The organism is Streptomyces sp. NBC_00209 (assembly GCF_045206345.1).
Classification (GTDB): Bacteria; Actinomycetota; Actinomycetes; order Streptomycetales; family Streptomycetaceae; genus Streptomyces.
The window spans coordinates 1,200,981-1,224,285 of record NZ_CP108121.1 but is presented as its reverse complement, the minus strand read 5'-3'; the positions used below and the strand labels follow the sequence as shown (position 1 = coordinate 1,224,285).

Below are 23,305 nucleotides of genomic sequence, written 5' to 3'. Positions count from 1 at the left end.
CCGCACACCCCGCCGCCCGCCGCCGCGCCCCGCAGCTCCGCCGTATGACCGCGCTCATCGTCGCCCACTTCGTCCTCGCGGCCTTCGCGCGCCCGCTGGTGCGACGGCTGGGCGCGCGCGCCTTCCTCGTCCTCGCGCTGCCGCCCGCTGCCACCACCTGCTGGGCGTTCACCCGGTGGGAGACGGCCGCCTCCGGCTCCTCGGTGAACTGGTCCTGGGCCTGGATGCCCGACTACGGCGTATCGGTGGACCTGCGCCTCGACGCGCTCGCCGAACTCATGGTGCTGCTCGCGTCCGGCGTCGGCACGCTCGTCCTGCTGTACTGCGCCTCCTACTTCAGCGACACGACACCCCGGCTGGCCGGCTTCGCCGGGAACCTCCTCGCGTTCGCCGGCGCGATGCTCGCCCTCGTCCTCAGCGACGACCTGATCTCCCTCTACGTCTTCTGGGAGCTCACCACCGTCTTCTCGTACCTGCTCATCGGATTCGACAGCGAGCAGCGCCACAGCAGACGCTCCGCGCTCCAGGCGCTGACCGTCACCACGCTCGGCGGCCTCGCCATGCTGGTCGGCTTCCTGATCGTCGGTCAGGAAGCCGGGACCTACCGCATCTCCGAGATCCTCGCCGACCCGCCCCCCGCGACCACCGCCGTCGAGGTCGCCGTCCTGCTCATCCTGTGCGGGGCCCTGTCCAAGTCGGCGGTCTGGCCGTTCAGCCTCTGGCTGCCCAACGCCATGGCCGCGCCCACCCCCGTCAGCGCCTATCTGCACGCCGCCGCGATGGTCAAGGCCGGGGTCTATCTGGTCGCCCGGCTCGCCCCCGCCTTCGCCGACGTGCCCGGCTGGCGGCCCGTCGTGATCATCTTCGGCGCCGCGACGATGCTCCTCGGCGGCTGGCGGGCCCTCAGGCTGAACGACCTCAAGATCGTCCTGGCGTACGGCACCGTCAGCCAGCTCGGCTTCCTCACCCTCCTCGCGGGCGTCGGCAACCGCGACGCCGCGCTGGCCGCCGCCGTCATGATCCTCGGCCACGCCCTCTTCAAGGCCCCGCTCTTCCTCGTCACCGGCATCGTGGACCACGCCGCCGGCACCCGTGACCTGCGCAAGCTCTCCGGCGTCGGGCGCGCCCTGCCCCATGTGTGCGCCGTCGCCGTGCTCGCCGCCCTCTCCATGGCGGCCCTGCCCCCGATGCTCGGCTTCGCCGCGAAGGAGTCGGCGTTCGAGGCGCTGCTGCACGGCGACACGGCGGACCGCTGGGCGCTCGGCATCACGGTCGCGGGCTCGGCGCTCACCGTGGCGTACACGGCCCGGTTCATCTGGGGCGGCTTCCTGCGCAAACCCGGGATCGCCGACACCCCCGTGCACCGGGTCGGCCCGGCCTTCCTCGCCGCGCCCGCCGCGCTCGCCCTCTGCGGGCTCGTCCTCGGCCCCGGCGTCGGCTGGACCGACCGGCTGCTCAGCGCCTACGCCGACGCGTTCCCGGCCCCCGCCCACCCGTACCACCTCGCGCTCTGGCACGGCTGGGGTACCGCCCTCCTCCTCTCCGCCGCCGCCACCCTGGGCGGCGCGGTCCTCTTCGCGGCGCGCGACCGGGTCGCCCGGCTGTCCCGGCGCATCGCCTGGCCCACCGCCGACGGCGTCTTCGGCCAGCTGCTCCTGGGCCTGGAACGGCTCTCCCTCCAGGCCACCGGCTTCGTCCAACGCGGCTCCCTCTCCGTCTACCTCGCGACGACCCTGCTGGTGATGCTCGCCGGACAGCTCGCCGTGCTCATCGCCGACCAGCCCTGGCGGGGCGCGTCCGCGCCCCGGCTCTGGGATGTCCCCCTCCAGGGCGCCGTCGCCGCCCTGACCTGCGCGGCGGCCCTGCTCTGCCTCACCGTCAGACGCCGGATGAAGGCCGTGGTCCTGGCCGGACTCACCGGTTACGGGACCGCCTTGCTGTTCGTCGTCCAGGGCGGCCCGGACCTGGCGCTCACCCAGTTCTGCGTCGAGACCGTGTCGATGATCGTGTTCGTGCTGGTCCTGCGGCGGATGCCGGTGCACTTCCAGGAGTCCGTCAGCACCTGGCGGCGGGCCGTGCGCATCCCGGTCGCCCTGGCCGCCGCCGCGACCCTCGGCGTGGTCGTCTGGGTCGCCGCCGCCGCGCGCACCGCGTCCCCGGCGGGCGCCGCCATGGTCGAGGAGACCGCGCACCACGGCCTCAAGGACGTCGTCGCCACGATCCTGGTCGACCTCCGCGCCTGGGACACCATGGGGGAGTCCGCCGTACTCGCCGCCGCCGCGATCGGCGTCACCAGCCTCATCTACCTGCACCGCCGCGCCGAGGGGGCCGCCGTACCCGCCGAGGTACGCGGACACACCGCCTGGTCGGTGACCGCCGAGCCGCTGACCGGGGTGCCCCAGGGCGACGAGGGGGCGCCCGAGCGCGGCTGGCTGGCGGCCGGTGCCACGCTGGCACCCGAACACCGGTCCGTGGTCTTCGAGGTGGTGACCCGGCTGCTGTTCCACCCGATCCTGGTGCTCTCGGTCTACCTGCTGTTCTGCGCCGAGAACATGCCGGGCGGCGGCTTCGTCGGCGGCTTGGTCGCGGGCCTCGCCCTGATCACCCGTTACCTCGCGGGCGGCCGCTTCGAGCTCGCCGAGGCCGCGCCCCTGCAACCCGGCCTCTTCACCGGGCTCGGCCTGTTCATCTCCACCGGGGTCGCCCTGATCGGCCTCTCCGACGGAACGGTCCTGCACGCCTGGACGTACCACGGCCACCTGCCGCTCATCGGCGACTACGAGTTCGGCACCCCGGTCATCTTCGACTGCGGGGTCTACCTGCTGGTCCTCGGCGTCGTCCTCGACATCGTGCGGGCCCTCGGCGCCAAGATCGACCGGCAGATCGAGCGCGCCGCCGCCGAGAAGGCCGCCGCCCGCCGGGCCGGACCGGAGACCGGGGAGGCCGCCCCGTGACCGTCAGCGCCTCGCTCCTCGCCACCGCGGCGGTCCTCTGCGCCGTCGGCGGCATCCTCATGCTGACCCGGCCCCTCACCCGCATCCTGCTGGGCGCGGTCATCGCCGGCAACGGCATCAACCTGTTCATCCTGTCCGCCACCGGCACGGCCGGCCGTGAACCCCTGCTGTACGGGGTCGCCCTCGCCCGGGTCACCGACCCGCTGCCCCAGGCCATCGCGCTCACCGCCATCGTCATCACCCTGGCCACCACCGCGTTCCTGCTCGCCATGGCCTACCGCGGCCACCAGCTCACCGGCACCGACGAGGTCCACGACGACCTGGAGGACCGCCGCATCGTCCTGCGCGCCGAGATCCTGGACGAGCGCGACGAACTGCGCGAGCGGTTCCGGGCCGACGGCGACCGCAGCGCCGGGGCCCGCCGCGCCTACCGCGACGAACGCCGCCGCCTCCGGGCCCGGCTGCGCGCCGACCGGGCCCTCCAGGCGCGGGGCCGCGACGCCACCGGCGACCTGTGGCACGACGTCCTGGGCGCGGACCCGGAGGACTACGCGAAGAACCCCGAGGACTCACAAGCCGAGGACCCGCGAGGCCCCGGCCCCGAGGCCCAGAACCCAGGAGACACCGGATGAACGCCCTCGTCCCGCTGCCGGTGCTGCTGCCGCTCTGCGCGACCGGCCTGAGCCTCGCCTTCGGCACCCGGCTCAAGCAGATCCAGCGCTTCATCAGCGTCGCCGTGCTCACCGCCGTCCTCGGCCTCTCGGTCGCCCTGATGATCGCCGCCGACACGGACGGGCCGCTCTCCGTGCACCTCGGGGACTTCGCGCCGCCGCTCGGCATCACCCTGGTCGCCGACCGGCTCTCCGGGCTGATGCTGACGGTCTCCTCCGCCGTCACCCTGTGCGTCCTCGTCTACTCCCTGGGCCAGGGCATGGCGGACCGGGACGAGGAGACGCCCGTCGCCGTCTTCCACCCCGCGTACCTGATCCTGGTCGCCGGCGTCTCGTGCACCTTCCTCGCCGGTGACCTGGTCAACCTCTACGTCGGCTTCGAGATCATGCTCGTCGCCAGCTTCGTCCTGCTCACGCTCGGCGGCACCGGACCGCGCATCCGGGCGGGCTCCACGTACGTGATCATCTCGCTGTTCTCCTCGATGCTCTTCCTGACCGCCATCGCCATGACGTACGCGGCGACCGGCACCGCCAACTTCGCCCAGCTCGCCGAGCGCCTGGGCGCGCTCCCGCTGGGCGTCCAGACCCTGATCCAGGCCATGCTGCTGACGGTCTTCGCGATCAAGGCGGCCGTCTTCCCGCTCGCCGCCTGGCTGCCCGACTCCTACCCGACCGCGCCCGCCCCCGTCACCGCCGTCTTCGCCGGACTGCTCACCAAGGTCGGCGTCTACTGCATGCTGCGCACCGAGACCCTGCTCTTCCCCGGCAACCGGCTCGGCGACCTGCTGATGGCGGCGGCCCTCGCCTCGATGATCGTCGGCATCCTGGGGGCCGTCGCGCAGACCGACCTGAAGCGGCTGCTCTCCTTCACCCTCATCAGCCACATCGGTTACATGGTCTTCGGCATCGGCCTCGCCACCCGGGAGGCGTACGGCGGGGCGATCGTCTACGTCGTCCACCACATCACCGTCCAGACCACGCTGTTCCTGGTCGCCGGGCTCATCGAACGCCGGAGCGGCACCACCGAACTCACCCGGATCGGCGGCATCGCCCGGGCCGCCCCCGCCCTCGCCGTCCTCTTCTTCGTGCCCGCGATGAACCTCGCCGGCATCCCGCCGCTGTCCGGCTTCATCGGCAAGCTGGGCCTCATGCGCGCCGGCGTCGCCGACGGCGGGGTGTGGGCCTGGATCCTCGTCGCCGGGGCGACCGTGACCAGCCTGCTCACGCTGTACGTGATGGCCAAGGTCTGGAACCTCGCCTTCTGGCGGGCCGCGCCCCCGGGCCAGGCCGCCGCCGGCACCGTCCTGGAGTCCGACGACGACAGCGACGACGACGATGCCGACGAGGGCCCCGACCGGATGGCGGGCACCGGCGACGAGGGCGTCCGCGTCCGCCACCAGCCCGCCGGGCTCGCCGTCGCCGCCACGCTCCACGGCCACGCCGTCACCACCACCAGCGTGCTGCCCCGCCCGATGACCTGGGCGACGGCCGCCGCGGTCGGACTCGGGCTCGCCTTCACCGTGTTCGCCGGCCCGCTCACCTCGTACACCGACCGCGCCGCCGCCGAACTCCTCGCCCGCACGCCGTACACCCAGGAGGTGCTCGGCCCGTGAAACGCCTCGTCACCTTCTCCTTCCGGAACAAGGACCTGCCGCCGCTCAGCGCCGCGTTCGGCGCCCGGCGCCGACGGGTGCTCGACCTGCCGCTGATCGCCTGGCTCACCGTCATCTGGGTGCTGCTCTGGTCCAGCCTGAACTGGGCGAACCTGCTGACCGGGGCCGTGGTCGCGGTCGTCGTCTGCCTGGCCTTCCCGCTGCCCCAGGTCGACCTGGGGCTCCGCCTGCACCCCTGGGGCATCCTGCGGCTGGCCGGCTATCTGCTGTACGACATGTACACCTCCGGCGTGAAGGTCACCCGGCAGATCCACGGCCGGCAGCCGCGCCGGGCGGCCGTCATCGCCGTACCGCTGCGCTGCCGCTCCGACCTGATGCTCACCGCGACCGCCGTCACCGTGTCGAACGTGCCCGACGGTTCCGTCGTGGAGGTCCGCCGCGCCACCGCCACCGTCTTCCTGCACGTCCTGGACGCGGGCGACCCCGCCGAACTGGAAGCCGCCCGGCGCTCCGTGTGGCGCCTGGAGGAGCTGACCGTACGCGCCTTCGGCACCCGCGACGAGATCGAGCGGGTCGCCGCCCCGCCCCCGCTGACACCGCACACCGGCCGACCGCCGGGAGACCAGGAGGACGGCCGATGAGCGCGCCCCAGACCGTGGACCGGGTGCTGCTCGTGGCGGCCGTCGTCCTGATCCTCGTCGCCGGCGCGCTGCTGCTCGCGCGCATCTGGCGCGGCCCCTCGATGCTCGACCGGGCCATCGCGCTCGACGTCTGCGCCGCCCTGATCATCGCCGGGCTCGGCGCCAAATCGGCGTTCGCCCGCGACCCCTTCTACTTCCCGATCATGCTGGTCCTGGCCTTCCTCGGCTTCACCGGCTCGGTCGGCATCGCGCGCTTCATCGCCGTACGCGACCGGCCGCCGGGCCATCCGAACCACCACGGCGGACCGCGGAACGGCGGCACCTCATGAGCGTCTGGCTCCAGATCCTGGACACGGCGGGCGCGGCGCTGGTGCTGCTCGGCGCCGCGATCTGCCTGCTCGGCGTGGTCGGCATGCTGCGCCTGCCGGACGTCCTCTCCCGCAGCCACGCCGCGACCAAACCGCAGGCGCTCGGCATGCTCATCGTGCTCGCCGGGGTCGCCCTGCGGCTGCGCAGCGGCATGGACCTGGCGACGCTGGCGCTGATCGGCTTCTTCCAGCTGATGACCGGCCCGGTCGCCGCCCACCTCGTCGCCCGCTCGGCGTACCGGACCGGGCAGGTCGACCACACGGAACTGCTCTTCGACGACCTGGACGAACAGCTCACCGAGGAGAAGTAGAAGGCGTCCGGCGGCGGCTCAGTCCGTGAGGAACGCGCCTTCGCGGCAGGGGCGGCAGACGAAGACGTAGCCCAGCTGGCCGCCGAGGTTCATCGAGGTCTCCCAGGTGATCCCCTCCTCCAGATGGGCCGCGAACTCCATGGTGCCCGTGCAGGAGGGACACCCGGGCACCCGGTCGTCCTCCAGGTAGGAGGGGCTGCCGCCGAGCGATCCGAGCACTTCCCGCTGCTTCCCGAACCGTTCGTCGGGGTCCCGCTTCCACCCCGCGCGGCCGAGGTCGTACGCGTCGGGATCGACGCCTTCGTCGCGGTCCTCCGGGTCGACCGTCACGACCTGGGTGCGGATGGCCGAGACCGCGGGCAGGAGCGTCAGCCCGTTCTCCGGTACGGCGACCGGCCGCAGTCCCTCCCGGGGGAACAGATGGACCCGGTTGGCGCCGGACCCGGCTGCCCAGAACTCGCACGCGCCGGGGTCGTTCTGGCACACGAACACCGACAGCACACCGTCCTCGACGGGAAGGTGCGCGAAGAACCGCAACGGCCCTCCACAGCCGCACACGGGCCAGGTGAAGCCCGCGGGGGCCAGCGGCACGCCACCGGTACGCGGGACGTCGGAGTCGGCCGCCGCGGTGCCGTCGTAGATCATCAGATTGGTCTGCATGGAGAGAGGCTACGGTCGGCTCTTCTCACACCCGCGGCCCGCCCGGTGTGCGACGAGCGTTACCGCCCATGATCGGCCGGTGCCACACCGGCGTAACGGCCGCTTCCTACCGTCGGAGGACGATCCGATTCACGGAAGGTCTCCCCGGTGCCCCCACAGAGCTCGTCGGCCGACGCCACTCAGGTCCGTACGGTCTGCTCGTACTGCGGGGTGGGCTGCGGCATGGTCCTCGACATCGCGGCCGGGCCCGACGGGCGGCGTACGGTCCTCAAGGCGTCGGGCGACAAGGCCCACCCCGCCAACGCGGGGCGGCTCTGCACCAAGGGCGCGACCACCGCCGACATGCTCGCGGCCCCCGGCCGGCTGACCACCGCGCTGGTACGGCCGGAGCGCGGCGCGGAGCCCGTACCGGTGGGCGTGGACGAGGCGGTCGCGTCCACCGCGCGGCGGCTGCGGGCGGTCATCGACACGCACGGACCGGACGCCGTCGCCTTCTACGTCTCCGGGCAGCTGGGCCTGGAGGCGCAGTATCTCGCGAACAAGCTGGCCAAGGGGTTCGTCCGCACCAACCGCGTCGAGTCCAACTCGCGGCTGTGCATGGCGAGCGCGGGCAGCGGCTACAAGCTGTCGCTCGGCGCCGACGGGCCGCCCGGCTCCTACGACGACCTGGACCGCGCGGACGTCTTCCTCGTCATCGGCTCCAACATGGCCGACTGCCACCCGATCCTCTTCCTGCGCCTCCTGGACCGCGTCAAGGCGGGCGCCAAGCTGATCGTCGTGGACCCCCGGCGCACCGCCACCGCCGACAAGGCCGACCTCTTCCTGCGCGTCAGGCCGGGCACCGACCTGGCCCTCCTCAACGGCCTCCTGCACCTGCTCCACGCGAACGGGCACACCGACCCCGCGTTCATCGCCGCGCACACCGAGGGCTGGGAGGAGATGCCGGAGTTCCTCGCCGACTACCCGCCCGCCACCGTCGCCGAGATCACCGGCATCCCGGAGGACGACCTCCGGCAGGCCGCCCGGTGGATCGGCGAGGCGGGGGAGTGGACCAGCTGCTGGACGATGGGGCTCAACCAGTCCACGCACGGCACCTGGAACACCAACGCGCTCATCAACCTCCACCTCGCGACCGGCGCGATCTGCCGCCCCGGCAGCGGCCCCCTCTCGCTCACCGGCCAGCCCAACGCCATGGGCGGCCGCGAGATGGGCTACATGGGCCCGGGGCTCCCCGGCCAGCGCTCGCTCCTGGACGACGAGGACCGCGCCTTCACCGAGGAGCTGTGGGGCCTGGCCCCCGGCACCCTGCGCAAGGACGAGTGCGGCCGGGGAACGGTCGAGATGTTCGAGCGGATGGCGGCCGGCGACATCAAGGCGTGCTGGATCATCTGCACCAACCCCGTCGCCTCCGTCGCCAACCGCCGCACCGTCATCGAGGCCCTGGAAGCCGCCGAACTCGTCATCACCCAGGACGTGTTCGCCGACACCGAGACCAACGCCTACGCCGACGTCGTCCTGCCCGGCGCCCTGTGGAGCGAGGCGGAGGGCGTCCTCGTCAACAGCGAACGCAACCTCACCCTCGCCCGCCCGGCCGTCGAGCCGCCCGGCGAAGCCCTCGCGGACTGGCGGATCATCGCCCGTATCGCCTGCGCGATGGGGTACGAGGACGCCTTCACGTACGACAGCGCCGAGGAGGTCTTCGAGGAGATCAAGCGCGCCGCGAACCCCCGCACCGGCTACGACCTGCGGGGCGTGACGTACGAACGGCTGCGCACCGCCCCCGTCCAGTGGCCCGCGCCCACCGCCGAAGGCCCGGACCGCAACCCCATCCGCTATCTCGCCCCGGACGGCGGCGGACCGGCCTTCCCGACCCCGGCCGGACGCGCCCGCTTCTTCGGCCGCCCCCACATCCCGGCGGCCGAGATGCCGGACGACGACTACCCCTTCCTGCTCAACACCGGCCGGGTCCAGCACCAGTGGCACACCCTCACCAAGACCGGCAGGGTCGCCAAGCTCAACCGGCTGAACCCCGGACCGTTCGTGGAGGTGAACCCCGAGGACGCGACCCGCCTCGGGCTCGCGGAGGGCGACTCGGTGGAGGTCGAGTCCCGGCGCGGGCGCGCCGTGCTGCCCGCCGTGGTCACCGACCGGGTGGCGCCGGGATGCTGCTTCGCGCCCTTCCACTGGAACGACCTCTTCGGCGAATACCTCAGCGTCAACGCGGTGACGGGCGACGCCGTGGACCCGGTCTCCTACCAGCCGGAGTTCAAGGTGTGCGCGGTGACGCTGACGAAGGTGGCGGCCGCGCCGGCGGCCCCGGCGCCGCTGCCGGTGGAGGCGCCCGCGCAGGCACCCGCCGCCGTCTTCGGCCTGGAGACCACCCCGCCCCCGGTCCTCGCCGAACACGAGCGCCAGTACCTCGTCGGCTTCCTCGCCGGGCTGCCCCTGGGCGCCCCCGGCGTCCCCGTCCTCCCGCCCGGCGCGCCCTTCGGCGCCGAGCACGCGCGCTGGGTCAACGGCGTCCTGGCCGGCATGTACTCGCGCACCGGGCCGCCCGCCGACGACCCCGTGCCCGCCCCCGCCGAGGCCCCCGGCCGCGAGGTCGTCGTGCTGTGGGCCTCGCAGACCGGCAACGCCGAGGAGTTCGCCGTCGCCGCCGCCGACCGGCTCACCGCCACGGGCCACCGCACCCAACTCCTCGGCATGGACCAGGCGGACCCGCGCGCCCTGCCGCCCGCCGCCGACCTCCTCCTGATCACCAGCACCTTCGGGGACGGCGACGCGCCCGACAACGGCTCCGGATTCTGGGAGGCCCTGACGGCCGCCGACCTCCCGACCCTGGACGGCCGGCGGTTCGCGGTCCTGGCCTTCGGCGACTCCTCGTACGACGACTTCTGCGGACACGGGCGCCGGCTCGACAGCCGACTGGACGAGCTCGGGGCCGTCCGCCTCGCCCCCCGTACCGACTGCGAACCCGACTACGAACCCTCCGCGCTCAGCTGGCTCGACCAGGTCCTCGCCGGGCTCACCGCCCCGCCCACCGATCCGGCCCCCGCGCCCCCGCCCGCCCCCGCCCCGGTCCGCACCCCGAGGCCCGCGCCCGTCACCGCCCGGCTGGCCGGCAACCGGCTGCTCGGGCGGCCCGGCTCCGGCAAGGAGGTCCGCCGGTTCACCTTCGACACCAGCGGGACCGGGACCGCCCTCGACTACGCGGCCGGTGACGCGCTCGGCGTCCACGCCGCCAACCATCCGGACCTGGTGGCCGAATGGCTCTCCGTCACCGGCCTCGACGCCGACGCCGAGATCGAGGTCTCCGGCCTCGGCGGCCTCCGGCTCGGCGACGCGCTCCACACCCGGCTGGACATCACCCGCCTCACCCCCGCCCTCCTCGGCTTCGTCACCGAACGCACCGGAGACCGGGAGCTGAAGAAGATGCTGCGGCCCGACAACAAGGGCGAGCTGGCCCGCTGGTCCTGGGGCCGCCAGGCCGTCGACGTCCTCGCCGCATACCCGGTCAAGGCCACCCCCGAGGAGTGGGCCGTCCTCCTCAAACCCCTGCAACCGCGCCTGTACTCGATATCGTCCAGCCCGCTCACCGACCCCGACCGGCTCTCCCTGACGGTCTCCGTCGTCCGCTACGAGAACACCCGCGGCCGCCCCCGCTCCGGGGTCTGCTCGCCGTTCCTCGCGGACGCCGCCCCCGACACCCGCGTCCCGGTCTTCGTCCGCCGCGCCCCGCACTTCCGGCCACCGGCCCGCCCCGATGCACCGATGGTCATGGTCGGCCCCGGGACCGGAGTCGCCCCCTTCATCGGCTTCCTGGAAGAGCGCCGCGCCCGCCGCGACCCCGGCCCCAACTGGCTGTTCTTCGGGGAGCAGCACCGGGCCACCGACTTCTTCTACGAGGAGGAGCTGACGTCCTTCCTCGCCGACGGCACCCTCACCCGCCTGGACACCGCCTTCTCCCGCGACCAGCGCGCCAAGGTCTACGTACAGGACCGGATGCGCGAGCACGGCGCCAAGCTGTGGACCTGGCTGCGCGACGGCGCCCACTTCTACGTGTGCGGCGACGCGGCCCGGATGGCGAAGGACGTCGACCGGGCGCTGCGGGACATCGCCGTCGCGCACGGCGGGCTCGACCCGGAGGCCGCCGCCCTGTACGTGAAGCAGCTCGCCGCCGACAAGCGGTACGTGCGGGACGTGTACTGAGGTTCACAGGGCTACGAGCGTCACTTCCGTGGCCTTGACGCTGGTCCAGACCCGCGCCCCGTCCGCGAGGGACAGCTCGGCCGCGGCCTGCGGGGTGATCTCGGCGACCAGGTCCGGCGCCTGCTCCGACCCCACCAGCACCCGCAGCCGGCTCCCGCCCGCCGTGATCTCGCGCACCGTCCCCGGCCACACGTTGCGCGGGCTCCCGGCCGGCCTCTCCCGGTGTACGGAGACGGCCTCGGGCGCGATGACCGCGAGCGCGGGCGCCCCGGCCGGCAGCGGTTCGGCCGCGACGAGGTGCCCGCCGCCCGAGGGCTCCAGGCCGTCGGCGGTGGCGGTGCCGGGCCAGGCGTTGCGGCCGAGCATCCGGGCGACCCAGGGGGAGCGCGGGTGCCGGGTGACCTCGGCGGGCGGGGCGTCCTGAAGCGTGCGGCCGTCCTCCAGGACGAGGACCCGGTCGGCGAGCGCGACGGCCTCCACGGGGTCGTGCGTGACGAGGAGGCAGACGCCGCCGAACCCGTCGAGATGGCGGCGCAGGGTGTGCCGGACCTGGGACCGGGTCGTCTGGTCGAGCGCGGCGAGCGGTTCGTCGAGCAGCAGCAGGCGCGGACGGGCGGCCAGCGCGCGGGCCAGCGCGACGCGCTGCGCCTGGCCGCCGGAGACCTGGGCGGGGCGGCGCGCGGCCAGATGCCCGACCCCGAGCCGGTCCAGCCACTCCTGCGCGGCGCGGCGGGCCTCGGCACGCGGTACGCCCCGGGCGCGCAGCCCGTACGCGGTGTTGGCGAGGGTGCTCAGGTGCGGGAAGAGCGCGCCGTCCTGCGGGACCCAGGCGACGCCCCGGCGGTGGGCGGGCAGGGCGGTGACGTCGGTGTCGCCCAGGAGGAGCCGGGCGTGGGCGCGCGGGGTGAGGCCGAGCAGGGCGCGCAGCAGGGTCGTCTTGCCCGCGCCGTTGGGGCCGACGACGGCGATGGTCGTCCCGGCCTCCGCGTCCAGGGTCAGCTCGTTGAAGCCGGTGACCTCGGCGTGCAGCGGCCAGCTCTCCCGTACGGCCTCCGGAGCGGTGACGGAGGGGACGGCGGCCGCCGGTTCGTCGTCAACGACCTCCCGCCGTGTCCGCTCCGGCGGCGTCCCGGTCCACCGCCCCCGCAGTGCCAGCAGCACCGCCATGGCGATGACGAGCAGCAGCAGGGACACCGAGGTCGCCGCCTCCGGGCTGTCCTGGAGCAGCAGGTAGACCTGAAGCGGCAGGGTCTGCGTGGTGCCGGGGAGGTTGCCCGCGAAGGTGATGGTCGCCCCGAACTCGCCGAGCGCCCGCGCCCAGGTCAGCGCCGCGCCCGCGGCAAGACCGGGTGCCACCATCGGCAGGGTGACCGTGAAGAACACCCGTACCGGCGAAGCCCCCAGGGAGGCCGCGGTCTCCTCGTAACGGGGTCGCAGCCCGCCCAGCGCGCCCTCCAGGCTGATCACCAGGAACGGCATGGCGACGAAGGTCGCCGCGAGCACCGCGCCCGAGGTGTGGAACGGCAGCGTGATCCCGAACCAGTCCTCCAGCCACGGCCCCAGCAGCCCCCGGCGGCCGAAGCCGAGGAGCAGGGCGACCCCGCCGACCGTGGGCGGCAGCACCATCGGCAGCAGCACCAGCGAGCGGACGAAGACCTTGCCGGGGAAGTCGACCCGGGCGAGCAGCCAGGCCAGCGGCACCCCCAGGACGAGGGAGAGGGCCAGCGCCCAGCCGGAGACGATCAGCGACAGCGTCAGCGCCTGGGTGGTGCCCTCGCTGGTGAGGTGGGTGCCCAGCTCGCCCCACGAGGTCCGCGCCAGGATGCCGGCCAGCGGCAGCAGCAGGAACGCGACGGCCAGGAGCGCGGGGAGTGCCAGCACGATCGGTGCGCGGGGGCGGCGGTTCATCGGGTTCCCTGAGGCTGGAGAAAGGGCGGCCCGGCCCCTGTCGGAGCCGGGCCCTCGCCTACGTTACGGCTGCTGGAAGCCCGCGTCGGCCAGGATCTTCTGCGCCTCGGGCGTCGACAGCCACGTCACGAACGCCTCGGCCGCCGCGCTGTGCTTGCTGGCCTTCAGGGTCGCCGCCGGGTACGAGGCGACGGCGTTCTGCTCGTCCGGGATGTCGACCGCGTCGACCTTGCCCGCGGCCGAGGCGACATCGGTCTTGTAGACCAGACCGGCGTCCGCCTCGCCCAACTCGACCTTGCTGAGCACCGCGCGCACGTTGGGCTCCTGCGAGACCGGCTTCACGGTGATCTTCCGGGCGTCCAGGATCTGCTTGCTGTACCGGCCCACCGGCACCTCGGGCGCGGCCAGGACCACCTTCAGCCTGGTGTCCGAGAGGTCCTTGAGGTTCTCGACCTTCTCCGGGTTGCCCTTGCCGGTGGCGATGACGAGACGGTTCTTCGCGATGACCGTGGGCGTGCCGGTGTCCGACCTCAGGCCGTCCATCGTCTTCGTGTCGGCGGTGACCAGCGCGTCGGCGGGGGCGCCCTGCTTGACCTGCGCGGCCAGCTCCTGCGACCCGGCGAAGGAGAACGTCACCTTCGTGCCTGGGTGCTCCTTCTCGTACGCCGCACCCGCCTCCTTGAACACATCGGTGAGGGAGGCGGCGGCGAGGACGGTCAGATCGGCGGCGGGCGCGCCGGAGGCGGACGAGGCGCCGGAGCCGGTGGACGCGTCCTTCGTGTCGTCGTCGCTGCCGCACGCGGTGAGGGGCGTGAGCAGGCCCACGACGACGAGGGCCGCCGCGGCGCGTCGGCGGGTGAGGGCGGGGGTGAAGGACATGAGAGCGGGGCTCCTTGGGAACGCGAGAGGCCGATGCCGCCGGGCCGGCGAGCGGACCACCCGGTGACAGGAGACAGCATGTGCCAAAGAATAGGTGTTCTGGGGTGGCATTTACATATGTCCATGCGAAAACACATGGCAGATGCGCATATGCCTGGAGGAAGGTCCGAGCCGTGCGCGGGGGCGGCGGGCCCGGGTGATCCGGCGCCGGGCTCCGTTGTCAGTGCCTCCACCTAGTGTGAAGACGTCGCTTGGGGAGCCTCGCAGAAGGAGCAGCAGTGCCTGCCAACAAGATCCAGCACAAGGTGAATCACGTCGCGCTCGTCGTGGACTGCTCGGGCTCCATGCGCCCGCACCAGGGGCAGCTCGTGCGCGTCGTGGACGAGTTCGTGGCCGGACTGAAGGCCGAGTCGGACAGCCTCGGACACGAGACCCGGATCAGCCTCTACTCCTTCGACCACCGGGTGGAGAACCTGGTCTGGGACATGGATGTGAAGCACCTGCCGTCCATGCGGGGCCTCTACCACGTGAACAACGGCGCGACGGCCCTCATCGAGGCATCCCTGAAGTCCCTGGACGACCTGGGCCACATCTGGGAGGAGTACGGCGAGCACAGCTTCCTCCAGATCGTGGTGACGGACGGCGAGGAGAACGCCTCCGGCGGCGACCGCAGGCACGACGGGGACATGACGATCCTCGGCCCCTGGCTCGACCGCATCTCGGCGACGATGGGCGCCCTCCCGGGGCACTGGACGTCGGCGATCCTCGTCCCCAACTCCCTGGCCAAGCGCACCGCTCAGAACTACGGCTTCCCGGCCGGCAACATCGCGATCTGGGACGCCGACTCGAAGGAGGGCGTCGAGGAGGCGATCGGCACCGTGCGCGCCGCCGCCACCAGCTTCCTGCGGGGCCGCGAGCAGGGCGTGCGCGGCACGAAGAACCTCTTCGCGGTCGGCCAGGACATATCCGTGGACGACGTCCGGGCCAGTCTCGAACCGGTCCCGGCCGACAAGTACCGGCTCCTGAAGGTCGACAAGGAGGTCGAGATCCGCTCCTTCGTCGACTCGCACCCGGGCGTCACGTACGAGCGCGGCTCCTGCTACTACCAGTTGGGCGCCCGCGTCCAGGTGCAGCCCGACAAGGAGGTCGTCGTCGTGGAGAAGGACACCGACCGCGCCTACGCGGGCGACGCGGCCCGCAACCTGCTGTTCGGCTCGGGCGTCCGCGGAACGGTGTCCGTGAAGGCGGGGAACAACCCCGATCTGGAGGTGTACGTGCAGAGCCGATCGGTCAACAGGAAGCTCAAGCCGAAGACCCGCCTGCTGATCATGCTCTGACGGCTCCGGCCTCGCGGGGGACGCTCCCGGAGCCGGGCGCCCGGAACCGGCCAGTAGAGTTTCGGGAGCGTCAGCCCCCGAAACCCGAGGTACCGTCCGTGACCCCCGAGCACCCCCGCCCGCCCCTAGTCACCGTGGTCGGGATCGGAGCCGACGGATGGGCCGGCCTGTCCGAGGCGGCCCGCACGGAGCTGGCGGCCGCCCAGGTCCTGATCGGCGCCGGACGCCAGCTGGACCTGATCCCGCCCCGGTGCGCGGGCACCCGCGTGCCCTGGCCCTCGCCCCTGCGCCCCGCCGTCCCCGGCCTGCTCGCCGCGCACGTTGGCCGCCGCATCGCCGTCCTGGCCAGCGGCGACCCCATGTTCTACGGGATCGGCCGGGCCCTCACCGAGATCCTGGGCCCGGACCGGCTGCACGTCCTGCCGCACCCCTCGTCCGTCTCCTACGCCTGCGCCCGCGTCGGCTGGCCGCTGGAGGACACCGAGGTCGTCACCCTCGTCGGCCGCCCGGCCGCCCGGCTCGCCGCCGCCCTCCACGAAGGACGCCGGCTGCTCGTCCTCAGCGCCGACGCCACCACCCCGGCCACGGTCGCCGCACTGCTGCGCGACCACGGCTTCGGGCCCAGCCGCATGCGGGTCCTGGAACAGCTCGGCGGCGAGGACGAGGCGTGCGCCGAGGGCACGGCGGACGGCTGGGACCACCCGGCCGGGGACCCGCTCAACGTCGTCGCCGTCGAGTGCCGGACCGCGCCGGGGGCGCTGCGCCTCGGCGCCGTACCGGGCCTGCCGGACGAGGCGTACGCGCACGACGGGCAACTGACCAAGCGGCACGTCCGGGCCGTCACCCTGGGCGTGCTCGCCCCCGCCCCCGGCGAACTCCTCTGGGACATCGGCGGCGGCTCCGGCTCCATCGCGATCGAGTGGATGCGCGTCCACCCCTCCTGCCGGGCGGTCACCGTCGAACGCGACCCCGTCCGCGCGGCGCGCATCGCGGAGAACGCCGACCGGCTCGGCGTGCCCGGCCTCCGCGTCGTCACCGGCCGCGCGCCCGACTGCCTGGACCGACTCCCCACCCCGGACGCCGTGTTCATCGGCGGCGGCCTCACCGCGCCCGGCCTCCTCGACACCTGCCTCGCCGCGCTCCCGCCCGGCGGCCGGCTGGTCGCCAACACGGTCACCCTGGAGTCCGAAGCGCTGCTCGCCGCCCAGCACAAGGCGCACGGCGGTGAGTTGACACGCCTCGCCGTGTCGCACGCCGTGCCCGTCGGCACGTTCACCGGCTGGCGGCAGGCCATGCCCGTCACCCAGTGGTCCGTACGCAAGGCCACGCAACTTCCTGGAGACGACAGATGACCGTGTACTTCATCGGCGCGGGCCCCGGCGCCGCCGACCTGATCACGGTGCGCGGCGCGCGCACGCTCGCCGCCTGCCAGGTGTGCCTGTACGCGGGCAGCCTGGTGCCCCGCGAACTCCTGGCCGAGTGCCCGGACGACGCCCGCCTGGTCGACACCGCGCAGCTCGACATCGACGCGATCACCGCCGAACTCGTCGCCGCTCACCGGGCCGGCCACGACGTGGCGCGGCTGCACTCCGGCGACCCCTCGGTGTTCAGCGCGGTCAACGAGCAGATGCGGCGCCTGGACGAGGCGGGCGTGCCGTACGAGGTGGTCCCGGGTGTGCCCGCGTTCGCGGCCGCGGCGGCCGCCCTCAAGCGCGAGCTGACCGTGCCGACCGTGGGCCAGACCGTCATCCTGACCCGGATCGCCCAGCGGGCCACCGCCATGCCCGAGGGCGAGGACCTGGCGACGCTCGGCCGCGGCGGCGCCCTGATCGTCCTGCACCTGGCCGCCCGTTACGTGGACCGCGTCGTCGAGGAACTGCTGCCGCACTACGGGGCGGACTGCCCGGCCGCCGTCGTCGCGATGGCCTCACGCCCCGACGAACTCGTCCTGCGCGGCACCCTGGACGACATCGCCGCACAGGTGAAGGCCGCGGGTGTCATCCGTACCGCCGTGATCATGGTCGGCCGCACCCTGGGCGCCGAGCAGTTCCACGACAGCCACCTCTACTCCCCGGCCCGCGACCGCCACACCTGCTGACCGGGGCCCGCCCGGGCGGGTCAGCGTACGGAGCTGCGCCCCACCACCGTCCCCGCCCGGTCGACGCAGATCACGTCCACGGCCACCGGCGCCCCCCGCAGCACCGACAGCGCCTCGTCCCGCGCGGCCACGGCCACCAGATCGCCCAGCGGCACCCCGCGTGCCTGGCACAGCTGAAGCGCGCCGAGCCCGGTGTTGGCGACGGCGATCTCCGCGGCCAGGGTCTCGTCGGCACCACCGCGCCGGGCCAGCTCCGCCAGATGCGCCTTGTCGACCTGGGAGCGCCCCGAGTGCAGGTCCAGATGGCCGGCGGCGAGCTTCGACAGCTTGGCGAACCCGCCGCAGATCGTGAGCCGGTCCACCGGGTGGCGGCGTACGTACTTCAGCACCGCGCCCGCGAAGTCGCCCATGTCCAGCAGCGCGATCTCCGGCAGCCCGTACTCGGCGACCACCGTCTTCTCCGAGGTGGACCCCGTGCACCCGGCGACATGCGTGTGCCCGGCCGCGCGCGCCACGTCCACGCCGCGCCGGATCGAGTCGATCCACGCCGAGCAGGAGTACGGCACCACGACCCCGGTCGTGCCGAGGATCGACAGGCCGCCCAGGATGCCCAGGCGCGGGTTCCAGGTGGAGCGGGCGATCTCCTCGCCGTGGTCCACGCCGATCGTCACCTCGACGTCCCCGGACCCGCCGTGCGCCGCCGCGACCTCCGCGAGGTGGTCCCGGATCAGCTGGCGCGGCACCGGGTTGACCGCCGGTTCGCCGACGTCCAGCGGCAGCCCCGGCAGCGTCACCGTGCCGACGCCGGGGCCCGCCCGGAACACCACGCCCGAGCCCGGAGGCAGCGCCCGCACGCTCACCCGCACCAGGGCGCCGTGGGTCACATCGGGGTCGTCGCCCGCGTCCTTGACCACGCCGGCCGTCGCCCGCCCGTCGCCCAGCTCCTCCACGGCGAGCGCGAACGCCGGGGTCTGGCCCCGGGGCAGCGTGATCGTCACCGGGTCCGGGAAGTCGCCGCTCAGCAGCGCCGTGTACGCGGCCGTCGCGGCGGCCGTCGCGCAGGCCCCGGTCGTCCAGCCGGGCCGCAGACCGGTGTGCTTGAGTTGGGCGCCGCGCCCGCCCTTCGCCTCACTCATGGATGGTCCCTGTGCACGTACTGATTCTGGGCGGGACGACGGAGGCCCGCCGGCTCGCCGAGCTGCTGGTGGCGGGGCTGCCCGCCGGGAGCGGGGTCACCAGCTCCCTGGCCGGCCGGGTGGCCAGGCCGAAACTGCCGCCGGGGGAGGTCCGGGTCGGGGGCTTCGGCGGAGCCGACGGGCTCGCGGACTGGCTCCGCGCGCACCGGGTGCACGCGCTCATCGACGCCACCCATCCTTTCGCCGGGACGATCACCTTCAACGCGGCCGTCGCGGCCGCCGCCGCCCATGTTCCCCTGCTCATGCTGCGCCGGCCCGGCTGGGTGCCCGGTGCGGGCGACGACTGGCACCCGGTCGGCTCCCTGGCCGAGGCGGCCGACGCGCTGCCCGCACTGGGGCGGCGGGTGTTCCTCACCACGGGCCGCATGGGGCTCGCCGCCTTCGCGGGCCTGGACGAGCTGTGGTTTCTGACGCGCTCCGTGGACGCTCCGGAACCGCCGTACCCGGCCCGGATGGAGACCCTGCTCGACCGGGGCCCCTTCACCCTGGAGGGCGAGCGCGAGCTGATCCGCCGCCACCGCGTCGACGTCCTCGTCACCAAGGACAGCGGCGGCGCCGCGACCGCCCCCAAGCTGACCGCCGCCCGCGAGGCCGGCATCCCCGTGGTCGTGGTCCGCCGGCCACCGGTCCCCGAGGGGGGCGCGGTGGCCGGCACCCCGGAAGAGGCCCTGGCCTGGCTGACGGATCAGTCCTCCGGGTAGCGGCGCGGCGTCCACACGATCTGCGTGCCGTCGCCCCGCCGCCCCCACCGGGTCTGCGAAGAGCCGACGATGAGGATCGTGCGCATGTCCACCTCGGCCGGATCGAGGTCCGCGAGGCGCACGGTCCGTACGCTCTCGGCCGGCCCGCCCACGTCCCGGCCCAGGACCACGGGCGTGTCCGGCGAGCGGTGTTCGAGGAGCAGGTCCCGGGCCTTGCCGACCTGCCAGGTCCGGCTCCGCGAACCGGGGTTGTACAGCGCGAGCACCAGGTCCGCCGCGGCGGCGGCGGACAGCCGGCGCGCGATGACCTCCCACGGCTTGAGCCGGTCCGACAGCGAGATCGTCGCGTAGTCGTGGCCCAGCGGCGCACCCGCCCGGGCCGCCGCCGCGTTGGCCGCCGTCACCCCGGGCAGTACCCGCACCGGTATGTCCGCGTACTCCTCCCGCGACGCGACGTCGAGCACGGCCGTCGCCATGGCGAAGACCCCCGGGTCCCCGCCGGACACCACGGCGACCCGCCGACCGCGCCGGGCCAGGTCGAGCGCGAACTCCGCCCGCTCCGACTCCACCTTGTTGTCCGAGCCGTGCCGTATCTGCCCCGGCCGGACCGGCACCCGGTCCAGGTACGTGGTGTAACCGACGAGGTCGTCCGCCCCGGCCAGCGCCCCGCGCGTCTCGGGCGTCAGCCACAGCGGACCCGCCGGACCCGTGCCGACGACGCTCACCTCACCGTCGCCCGGGGCGCGCTCCGGGCGGGCGTCGATCCGGCTCGGCAGGACGGCGACAGCGAAGTACGGCACCGAGTCCGCGTCCGTGTCCGCGAGGTCGCCCAGCCGCTCCCCGGCCATCGTGGCGCGCTCCACATAGCGGGCCTCGGACAGCCGGCCCGACGCCTCGAACGCCCGGCGCACGGCGGGGAAGGTGCGGCCGAGCTTCATCACCACCGCCGCGTCGGTCGCGGCGAGCCGGGCGGTCAGCTCCTCCTCCGGCAGGGTGCCGGGCAGGATCGTCAGGACCTCCTCGCCCTCCGCGAGCGGGGTCCCGAGCCGGGCGGCGGCCGCGCTGACCGAGGTCACCCCGGGGATCACCTCGGTCGGGTAGCCGTCGGCCAGCCGCTTGTGCATGTGCATGTACGAGCCGTAGAACATCGGGTCGCCCTCGGCGAGCACGGCGACCGTGCGCCCCGCGTCCAGGTGCACGGCGAGCCGGGCCGCCGCCTCGGTGTAGAAGTCCTCCATCGCGCCCCGGTAGCCGCCCGGGTGGTCCGTGGTCTCCGTCGTGACGGGGTAGACCAGGGCCTCCTCGATGTGGTCGGCGCGCAGGTGCTTCGCCGCGATGGACCGGGCGATGGACCGGCCGTGCCGGGCGCTGTGGTAGGCGACGACGTCCGCCTGGGCGATGACCTCCACCGCGCGCAGGGTCATCAGGGCCGGGTCGCCGGGGCCGAGCCCGACCCCGTAGAGCCGCCCCGTCCGCCCGTCCGGGCGCCCCGTCTGCTGCTCGCTCACGGTCACTCTTCCTCGCTGGCGATGGCGTTGAGCGCGGCGGCCGCGATGGCGCTCCCGCCGCGCCGGCCGCGCACGATCAGGTGGTCGAGGCCCGACGGATGGGCGGCCAGGGCGTCCTTGGACTCGGCGGCCCCGACGAACCCGACCGGGACACCGATGACGGCGGCGGGGCGCGGGGCCCCCTCCTCGATCATTTCGAGCAGCCGGAACAGGGCGGTCGGCGCGTTCCCGACGGCCACCACCGCCCCGTCCAGCCGGTCCCGCCACAGCTCCAGGGCGGCCGCCGAGCGGGTCGTGCCCAGCTCCGCCGCGAGCCCGGGCACGGCCGGGTCGGACAGGGTGCACACCACCTCGTTGTCCGCGGGCAGCCGCTTGCGGGTGACCCCGCTGGCGACCATGGCCACATCGCACAGGATGGGCGCGCCGGCCCGCAGCGCGGCGCGGGCGCGGGCGACCGCGTCGGGCGTGTAGCCGAGGTCGCGTACGAGGTCGACCATCCCGCAGGCGTGGATCATCCGGACCGCGACCTGGCTCACGTCCGCGGGCAGCCCGGCGAGGTCCGCCTCCGCCCGGATGGTGGCGAAGGACTGGCGATAGATGGCCGGTCCGTCCTTCTCGTACTCGTACACAGTGGTGTCGCTCTCTTCTTCGGGGCGGGGGTCGGACAGAAAAAGTGTGGGGTGGTCAGGTACGAGGGTCACGGGCCGCCGCCACGGCGTCGGCCAGCGCGGCGGGGTCGTCGGCGACGTGGACCGGGTCCGCGCGCCCGCCGTCCCGTACGACGGACACCCGGTAGCCGCCGTCCGGTCCTGCGACGACGTCGACCCACGCACCACGCGGGTGCCCGCACCGCCGCTCGCAGCCGGACCAGTGGACGGGCAGGGCGCCCGCGGTCGGGGCGACGGACAGCGCTGACGCGGCGTCACCCCGCACGTCGGCCAGGGACTTCGCGCACCCCGGCCGCCCGATGCACGCCCCGACCCCGGTCCACGGCGAGCGGTCCCCGGTGACGAGTCCCACGGCCTCCAGCGCGTCGAGTGCCCCGGACGCCCGCTCCCGCCGGACGCCGGGCACGACGACTCCGCGCCACGCGGTGAGCCGCAGTTCGCCGGCGCCGTGGTCCCGGGCGAGGTCCGTCAGCGTCCGCCACCGCACCGCGTCCGCCCGCCCGAGCGGCAGCCCGACGGACAGCGCGTCCGTGTCCCCGGACCCCGCCACCACACCGAGCGCCGGGGGAGTGCAGTCCGGCACCGGTACGGTCCCGAGGGCGACGGGCAGCCCGGCCGCACCCCACCTCCGTAGCACCTCGTCCCGCAACGGCCCGGCGCCCCCGGGCAGGTCGGCCACCCGCCACGCACCGGAACCGGCCGCCATGGACAGGAACACCGTCGCCGCGAGGAGCGCGGCGCGCGGCGCCTCGTCCGCCGGAATCCGGGCCACCGGGTCCAGCGCCCCGATCCGCAGCTCCGCGTCCCCGTCCGCCCGCGCCCGCAGCGTCACATCCGCGCCCAGCGCGTCCACGTCGCCGCGCCCGTCGTCCAGCGCGAACAGGAACCGGCCCGACAGACCGGCCGCCTCCTCGCTCGCGCACACCAGCGCGTCCAGCGCGGTCAGCCACGGGCGGACATCCCGCGCACCGCGGCCGTCGAGCCCGGACAGCGGGGAGGCCACCACATTGCGGACCCGCTCATGGCGCTCGGAGGGCAAAAGCCCCATTTCATACATCCGTGAGGCCAGTTCGCCCCCGCACTCCGCACCCAGCCCGCGCAGCTGCACATTGCCGCGCGAAGTGAGATACAGCTCACCATCGCCCAGCTCCACGGCCAACTCCCGCAGCCCGTCCGCCTGGTCCGCGCCGAGCACACCACCGGGCACCCGGACCCGCGCCAACGACCCGTCGTCCGCCCGGTGCAGCCGCAGCGCACCCGGGCAGGCGTCGCCGCGCGACCGGAAACGGGCGTCGTCGGGCTGGGCGAAATGGGGGGCTGGGGGAGGCATGGCGGCGAGCATACCGACCATCTCATCCGATCCGTATGACCCGTCGCCCACCCCGGCCCGTACTATGCCTGCGGGGCCCGTCTTCGCGGACGGACCCCGGCGGACCTCCGGGTCCGTCGTCGCCACAGACGGCGACAGGGGAGGAAGCCCGGTGCGATTCCGGCGCGGTCCCGCCACTGTGAGCCCGGCCCCACCAGGCCGGGCGAGTCAGGAACTCCCTTCCCCGCACGTTCGGCAGGTCCGAGCAGGGGAT

18 protein-coding genes and 1 riboswitch are annotated in these 23,305 nt (G+C 74.0%); of the genes, 11 read left to right on the top strand and 7 right to left on the bottom strand.

What is annotated here, in order from left to right:
• Positions 1 to 44 precede the first annotated feature (44 nt).
• From OG867_RS05345 to mnhG, 6 genes are read left to right on the top strand one after another with little or no spacing between them, the layout of a single operon-like run.
• Positions 45 to 2,954, top strand: a complete 2,910-nt coding sequence (locus OG867_RS05345; protein WP_406283216.1) for a Na+/H+ antiporter subunit A — start codon at positions 45 to 47, stop codon at positions 2,952 to 2,954.
• Entirely contained in the window at positions 2,951 to 3,586 is a 636-nt protein-coding gene (locus tag OG867_RS05340) for a Na(+)/H(+) antiporter subunit C (protein WP_406283214.1), read from the top strand. Before OG867_RS05345 ends, OG867_RS05340 begins: the two co-directional genes overlap by 4 nt.
• Positions 3,583 to 5,238: a Na+/H+ antiporter subunit D gene (locus OG867_RS05335; protein WP_406283212.1), complete on the top strand. Its 1,656-nt coding sequence runs from the start codon at positions 3,583 to 3,585 to the stop codon at positions 5,236 to 5,238. Before OG867_RS05340 ends, OG867_RS05335 begins: the two co-directional genes overlap by 4 nt.
• Positions 5,235 to 5,879, top strand: coding sequence for a Na+/H+ antiporter subunit E (locus OG867_RS05330; RefSeq protein WP_406283210.1), 645 nt, complete (start codon positions 5,235 to 5,237; stop codon positions 5,877 to 5,879). The genes OG867_RS05335 and OG867_RS05330 overlap by 4 nt, the downstream gene beginning before the upstream one ends.
• The gene (locus OG867_RS05325) at positions 5,876 to 6,208 is read left to right on the top strand and encodes a monovalent cation/H+ antiporter complex subunit F (protein WP_406283208.1); all 333 of its coding nucleotides are present in this window, start codon (positions 5,876 to 5,878) and stop codon (positions 6,206 to 6,208) included. The genes OG867_RS05330 and OG867_RS05325 overlap by 4 nt, the downstream gene beginning before the upstream one ends.
• On the top strand, positions 6,205 to 6,558 hold the full coding sequence (gene mnhG, locus OG867_RS05320) for a monovalent cation/H(+) antiporter subunit G (protein ID WP_328902941.1): 354 nt from the start codon (positions 6,205 to 6,207) through the stop codon (positions 6,556 to 6,558). Before OG867_RS05325 ends, mnhG begins: the two co-directional genes overlap by 4 nt.
• Positions 6,559 to 6,576: 18 nt before the next feature.
• Here the strand turns inward: mnhG and OG867_RS05315 are convergent, their stop codons facing one another.
• Positions 6,577 to 7,218 (bottom strand): hypothetical protein, encoded by a 642-nt coding sequence (locus tag OG867_RS05315; protein ID WP_406283206.1) that lies wholly within the window; start codon positions 7,216 to 7,218, stop codon positions 6,577 to 6,579.
• A 222-nt stretch (positions 7,219 to 7,440) separates the two neighbouring features.
• On the opposite strand from OG867_RS05315, the gene OG867_RS05310 reads away from it, so the two are divergent.
• On the top strand, positions 7,441 to 11,427 hold the full coding sequence (locus tag OG867_RS05310) for a molybdopterin-dependent oxidoreductase (protein ID WP_406290774.1): 3,987 nt from the start codon (positions 7,441 to 7,443) through the stop codon (positions 11,425 to 11,427).
• Between the two features lie 3 nt (positions 11,428 to 11,430).
• Here the strand turns inward: OG867_RS05310 and OG867_RS05305 are convergent, their stop codons facing one another.
• Both OG867_RS05305 and modA read right to left on the bottom strand, forming a co-directional pair.
• On the bottom strand, positions 11,431 to 13,335 hold the full coding sequence (locus OG867_RS05305; RefSeq protein ID WP_406283204.1) for an ABC transporter permease: 1,905 nt from the start codon (positions 13,333 to 13,335) through the stop codon (positions 11,431 to 11,433).
• A gap of 63 nt (positions 13,336 to 13,398) precedes the next feature.
• On the bottom strand, positions 13,399 to 14,214 hold the full coding sequence (gene modA / locus OG867_RS05300; protein WP_406283202.1) for a molybdate ABC transporter substrate-binding protein: 816 nt from the start codon (positions 14,212 to 14,214) through the stop codon (positions 13,399 to 13,401).
• Between the two features lie 278 nt (positions 14,215 to 14,492).
• On the opposite strand from modA, the gene OG867_RS05295 reads away from it, so the two are divergent.
• From OG867_RS05295 to cobM, 3 genes are all read left to right on the top strand, one after another.
• A complete protein-coding gene (locus OG867_RS05295) occupies positions 14,493 to 15,551 on the top strand; it encodes a VWA domain-containing protein (RefSeq protein WP_406283200.1) in 1,059 nt (352 codons plus the stop codon).
• Positions 15,552 to 15,649: 98 nt separating this feature from the next.
• Positions 15,650 to 16,903 (top strand): precorrin-6y C5,15-methyltransferase (decarboxylating) subunit CbiE, encoded by a 1,254-nt coding sequence (gene cbiE / locus OG867_RS05290; protein WP_406283198.1) that lies wholly within the window; start codon positions 15,650 to 15,652, stop codon positions 16,901 to 16,903.
• A complete protein-coding gene (gene cobM / locus OG867_RS05285; protein ID WP_406283196.1) occupies positions 16,900 to 17,649 on the top strand; it encodes a precorrin-4 C(11)-methyltransferase in 750 nt (249 codons plus the stop codon). The genes cbiE and cobM overlap by 4 nt, the downstream gene beginning before the upstream one ends.
• Before the next feature lie 20 nt (positions 17,650 to 17,669).
• On the opposite strand, the gene OG867_RS05280 is transcribed toward cobM, so the two are convergent.
• The gene (locus tag OG867_RS05280; protein ID WP_406283194.1) at positions 17,670 to 18,785 is read right to left on the bottom strand and encodes a cobalt-precorrin-5B (C(1))-methyltransferase; all 1,116 of its coding nucleotides are present in this window, start codon (positions 18,783 to 18,785) and stop codon (positions 17,670 to 17,672) included.
• A gap of 11 nt (positions 18,786 to 18,796) precedes the next feature.
• Here OG867_RS05280 and OG867_RS05275 point away from each other — a divergent pair, with 11 nt between their 5' ends.
• Entirely contained in the window at positions 18,797 to 19,546 is a 750-nt protein-coding gene (locus OG867_RS05275; protein WP_328902949.1) for a cobalt-precorrin-6A reductase, read from the top strand.
• Here OG867_RS05275 and OG867_RS05270 read toward each other — a convergent pair.
• The 3 genes from OG867_RS05270 to cobG are packed head-to-tail and all read right to left on the bottom strand — an operon-like array spanning position 19,531 to position 23,073.
• Complete coding sequence (locus tag OG867_RS05270; protein WP_406283192.1) at positions 19,531 to 21,060, bottom strand: precorrin-2 C(20)-methyltransferase; 1,530 nt, start codon at positions 21,058 to 21,060, stop codon at positions 19,531 to 19,533. The genes OG867_RS05275 and OG867_RS05270 overlap by 16 nt on opposite strands.
• Positions 21,057 to 21,683 carry a precorrin-8X methylmutase gene (locus OG867_RS05265; RefSeq protein WP_018105780.1) on the bottom strand — a complete coding sequence of 209 codons (627 nt, stop codon included), beginning with the start codon at positions 21,681 to 21,683 and terminating at the stop codon, positions 21,057 to 21,059. The genes OG867_RS05270 and OG867_RS05265 overlap by 4 nt, the downstream gene beginning before the upstream one ends.
• Before the next feature lie 55 nt (positions 21,684 to 21,738).
• Complete coding sequence (cobG, locus tag OG867_RS05260) at positions 21,739 to 23,073, bottom strand: precorrin-3B synthase (RefSeq protein WP_406283190.1); 1,335 nt, start codon at positions 23,071 to 23,073, stop codon at positions 21,739 to 21,741.
• Positions 23,074 to 23,192: 119 nt separating this feature from the next.
• Positions 23,193 to 23,269: riboswitch (cobalamin riboswitch) on the top strand.
• Positions 23,270 to 23,305: the final 36 nt, after the last annotated feature.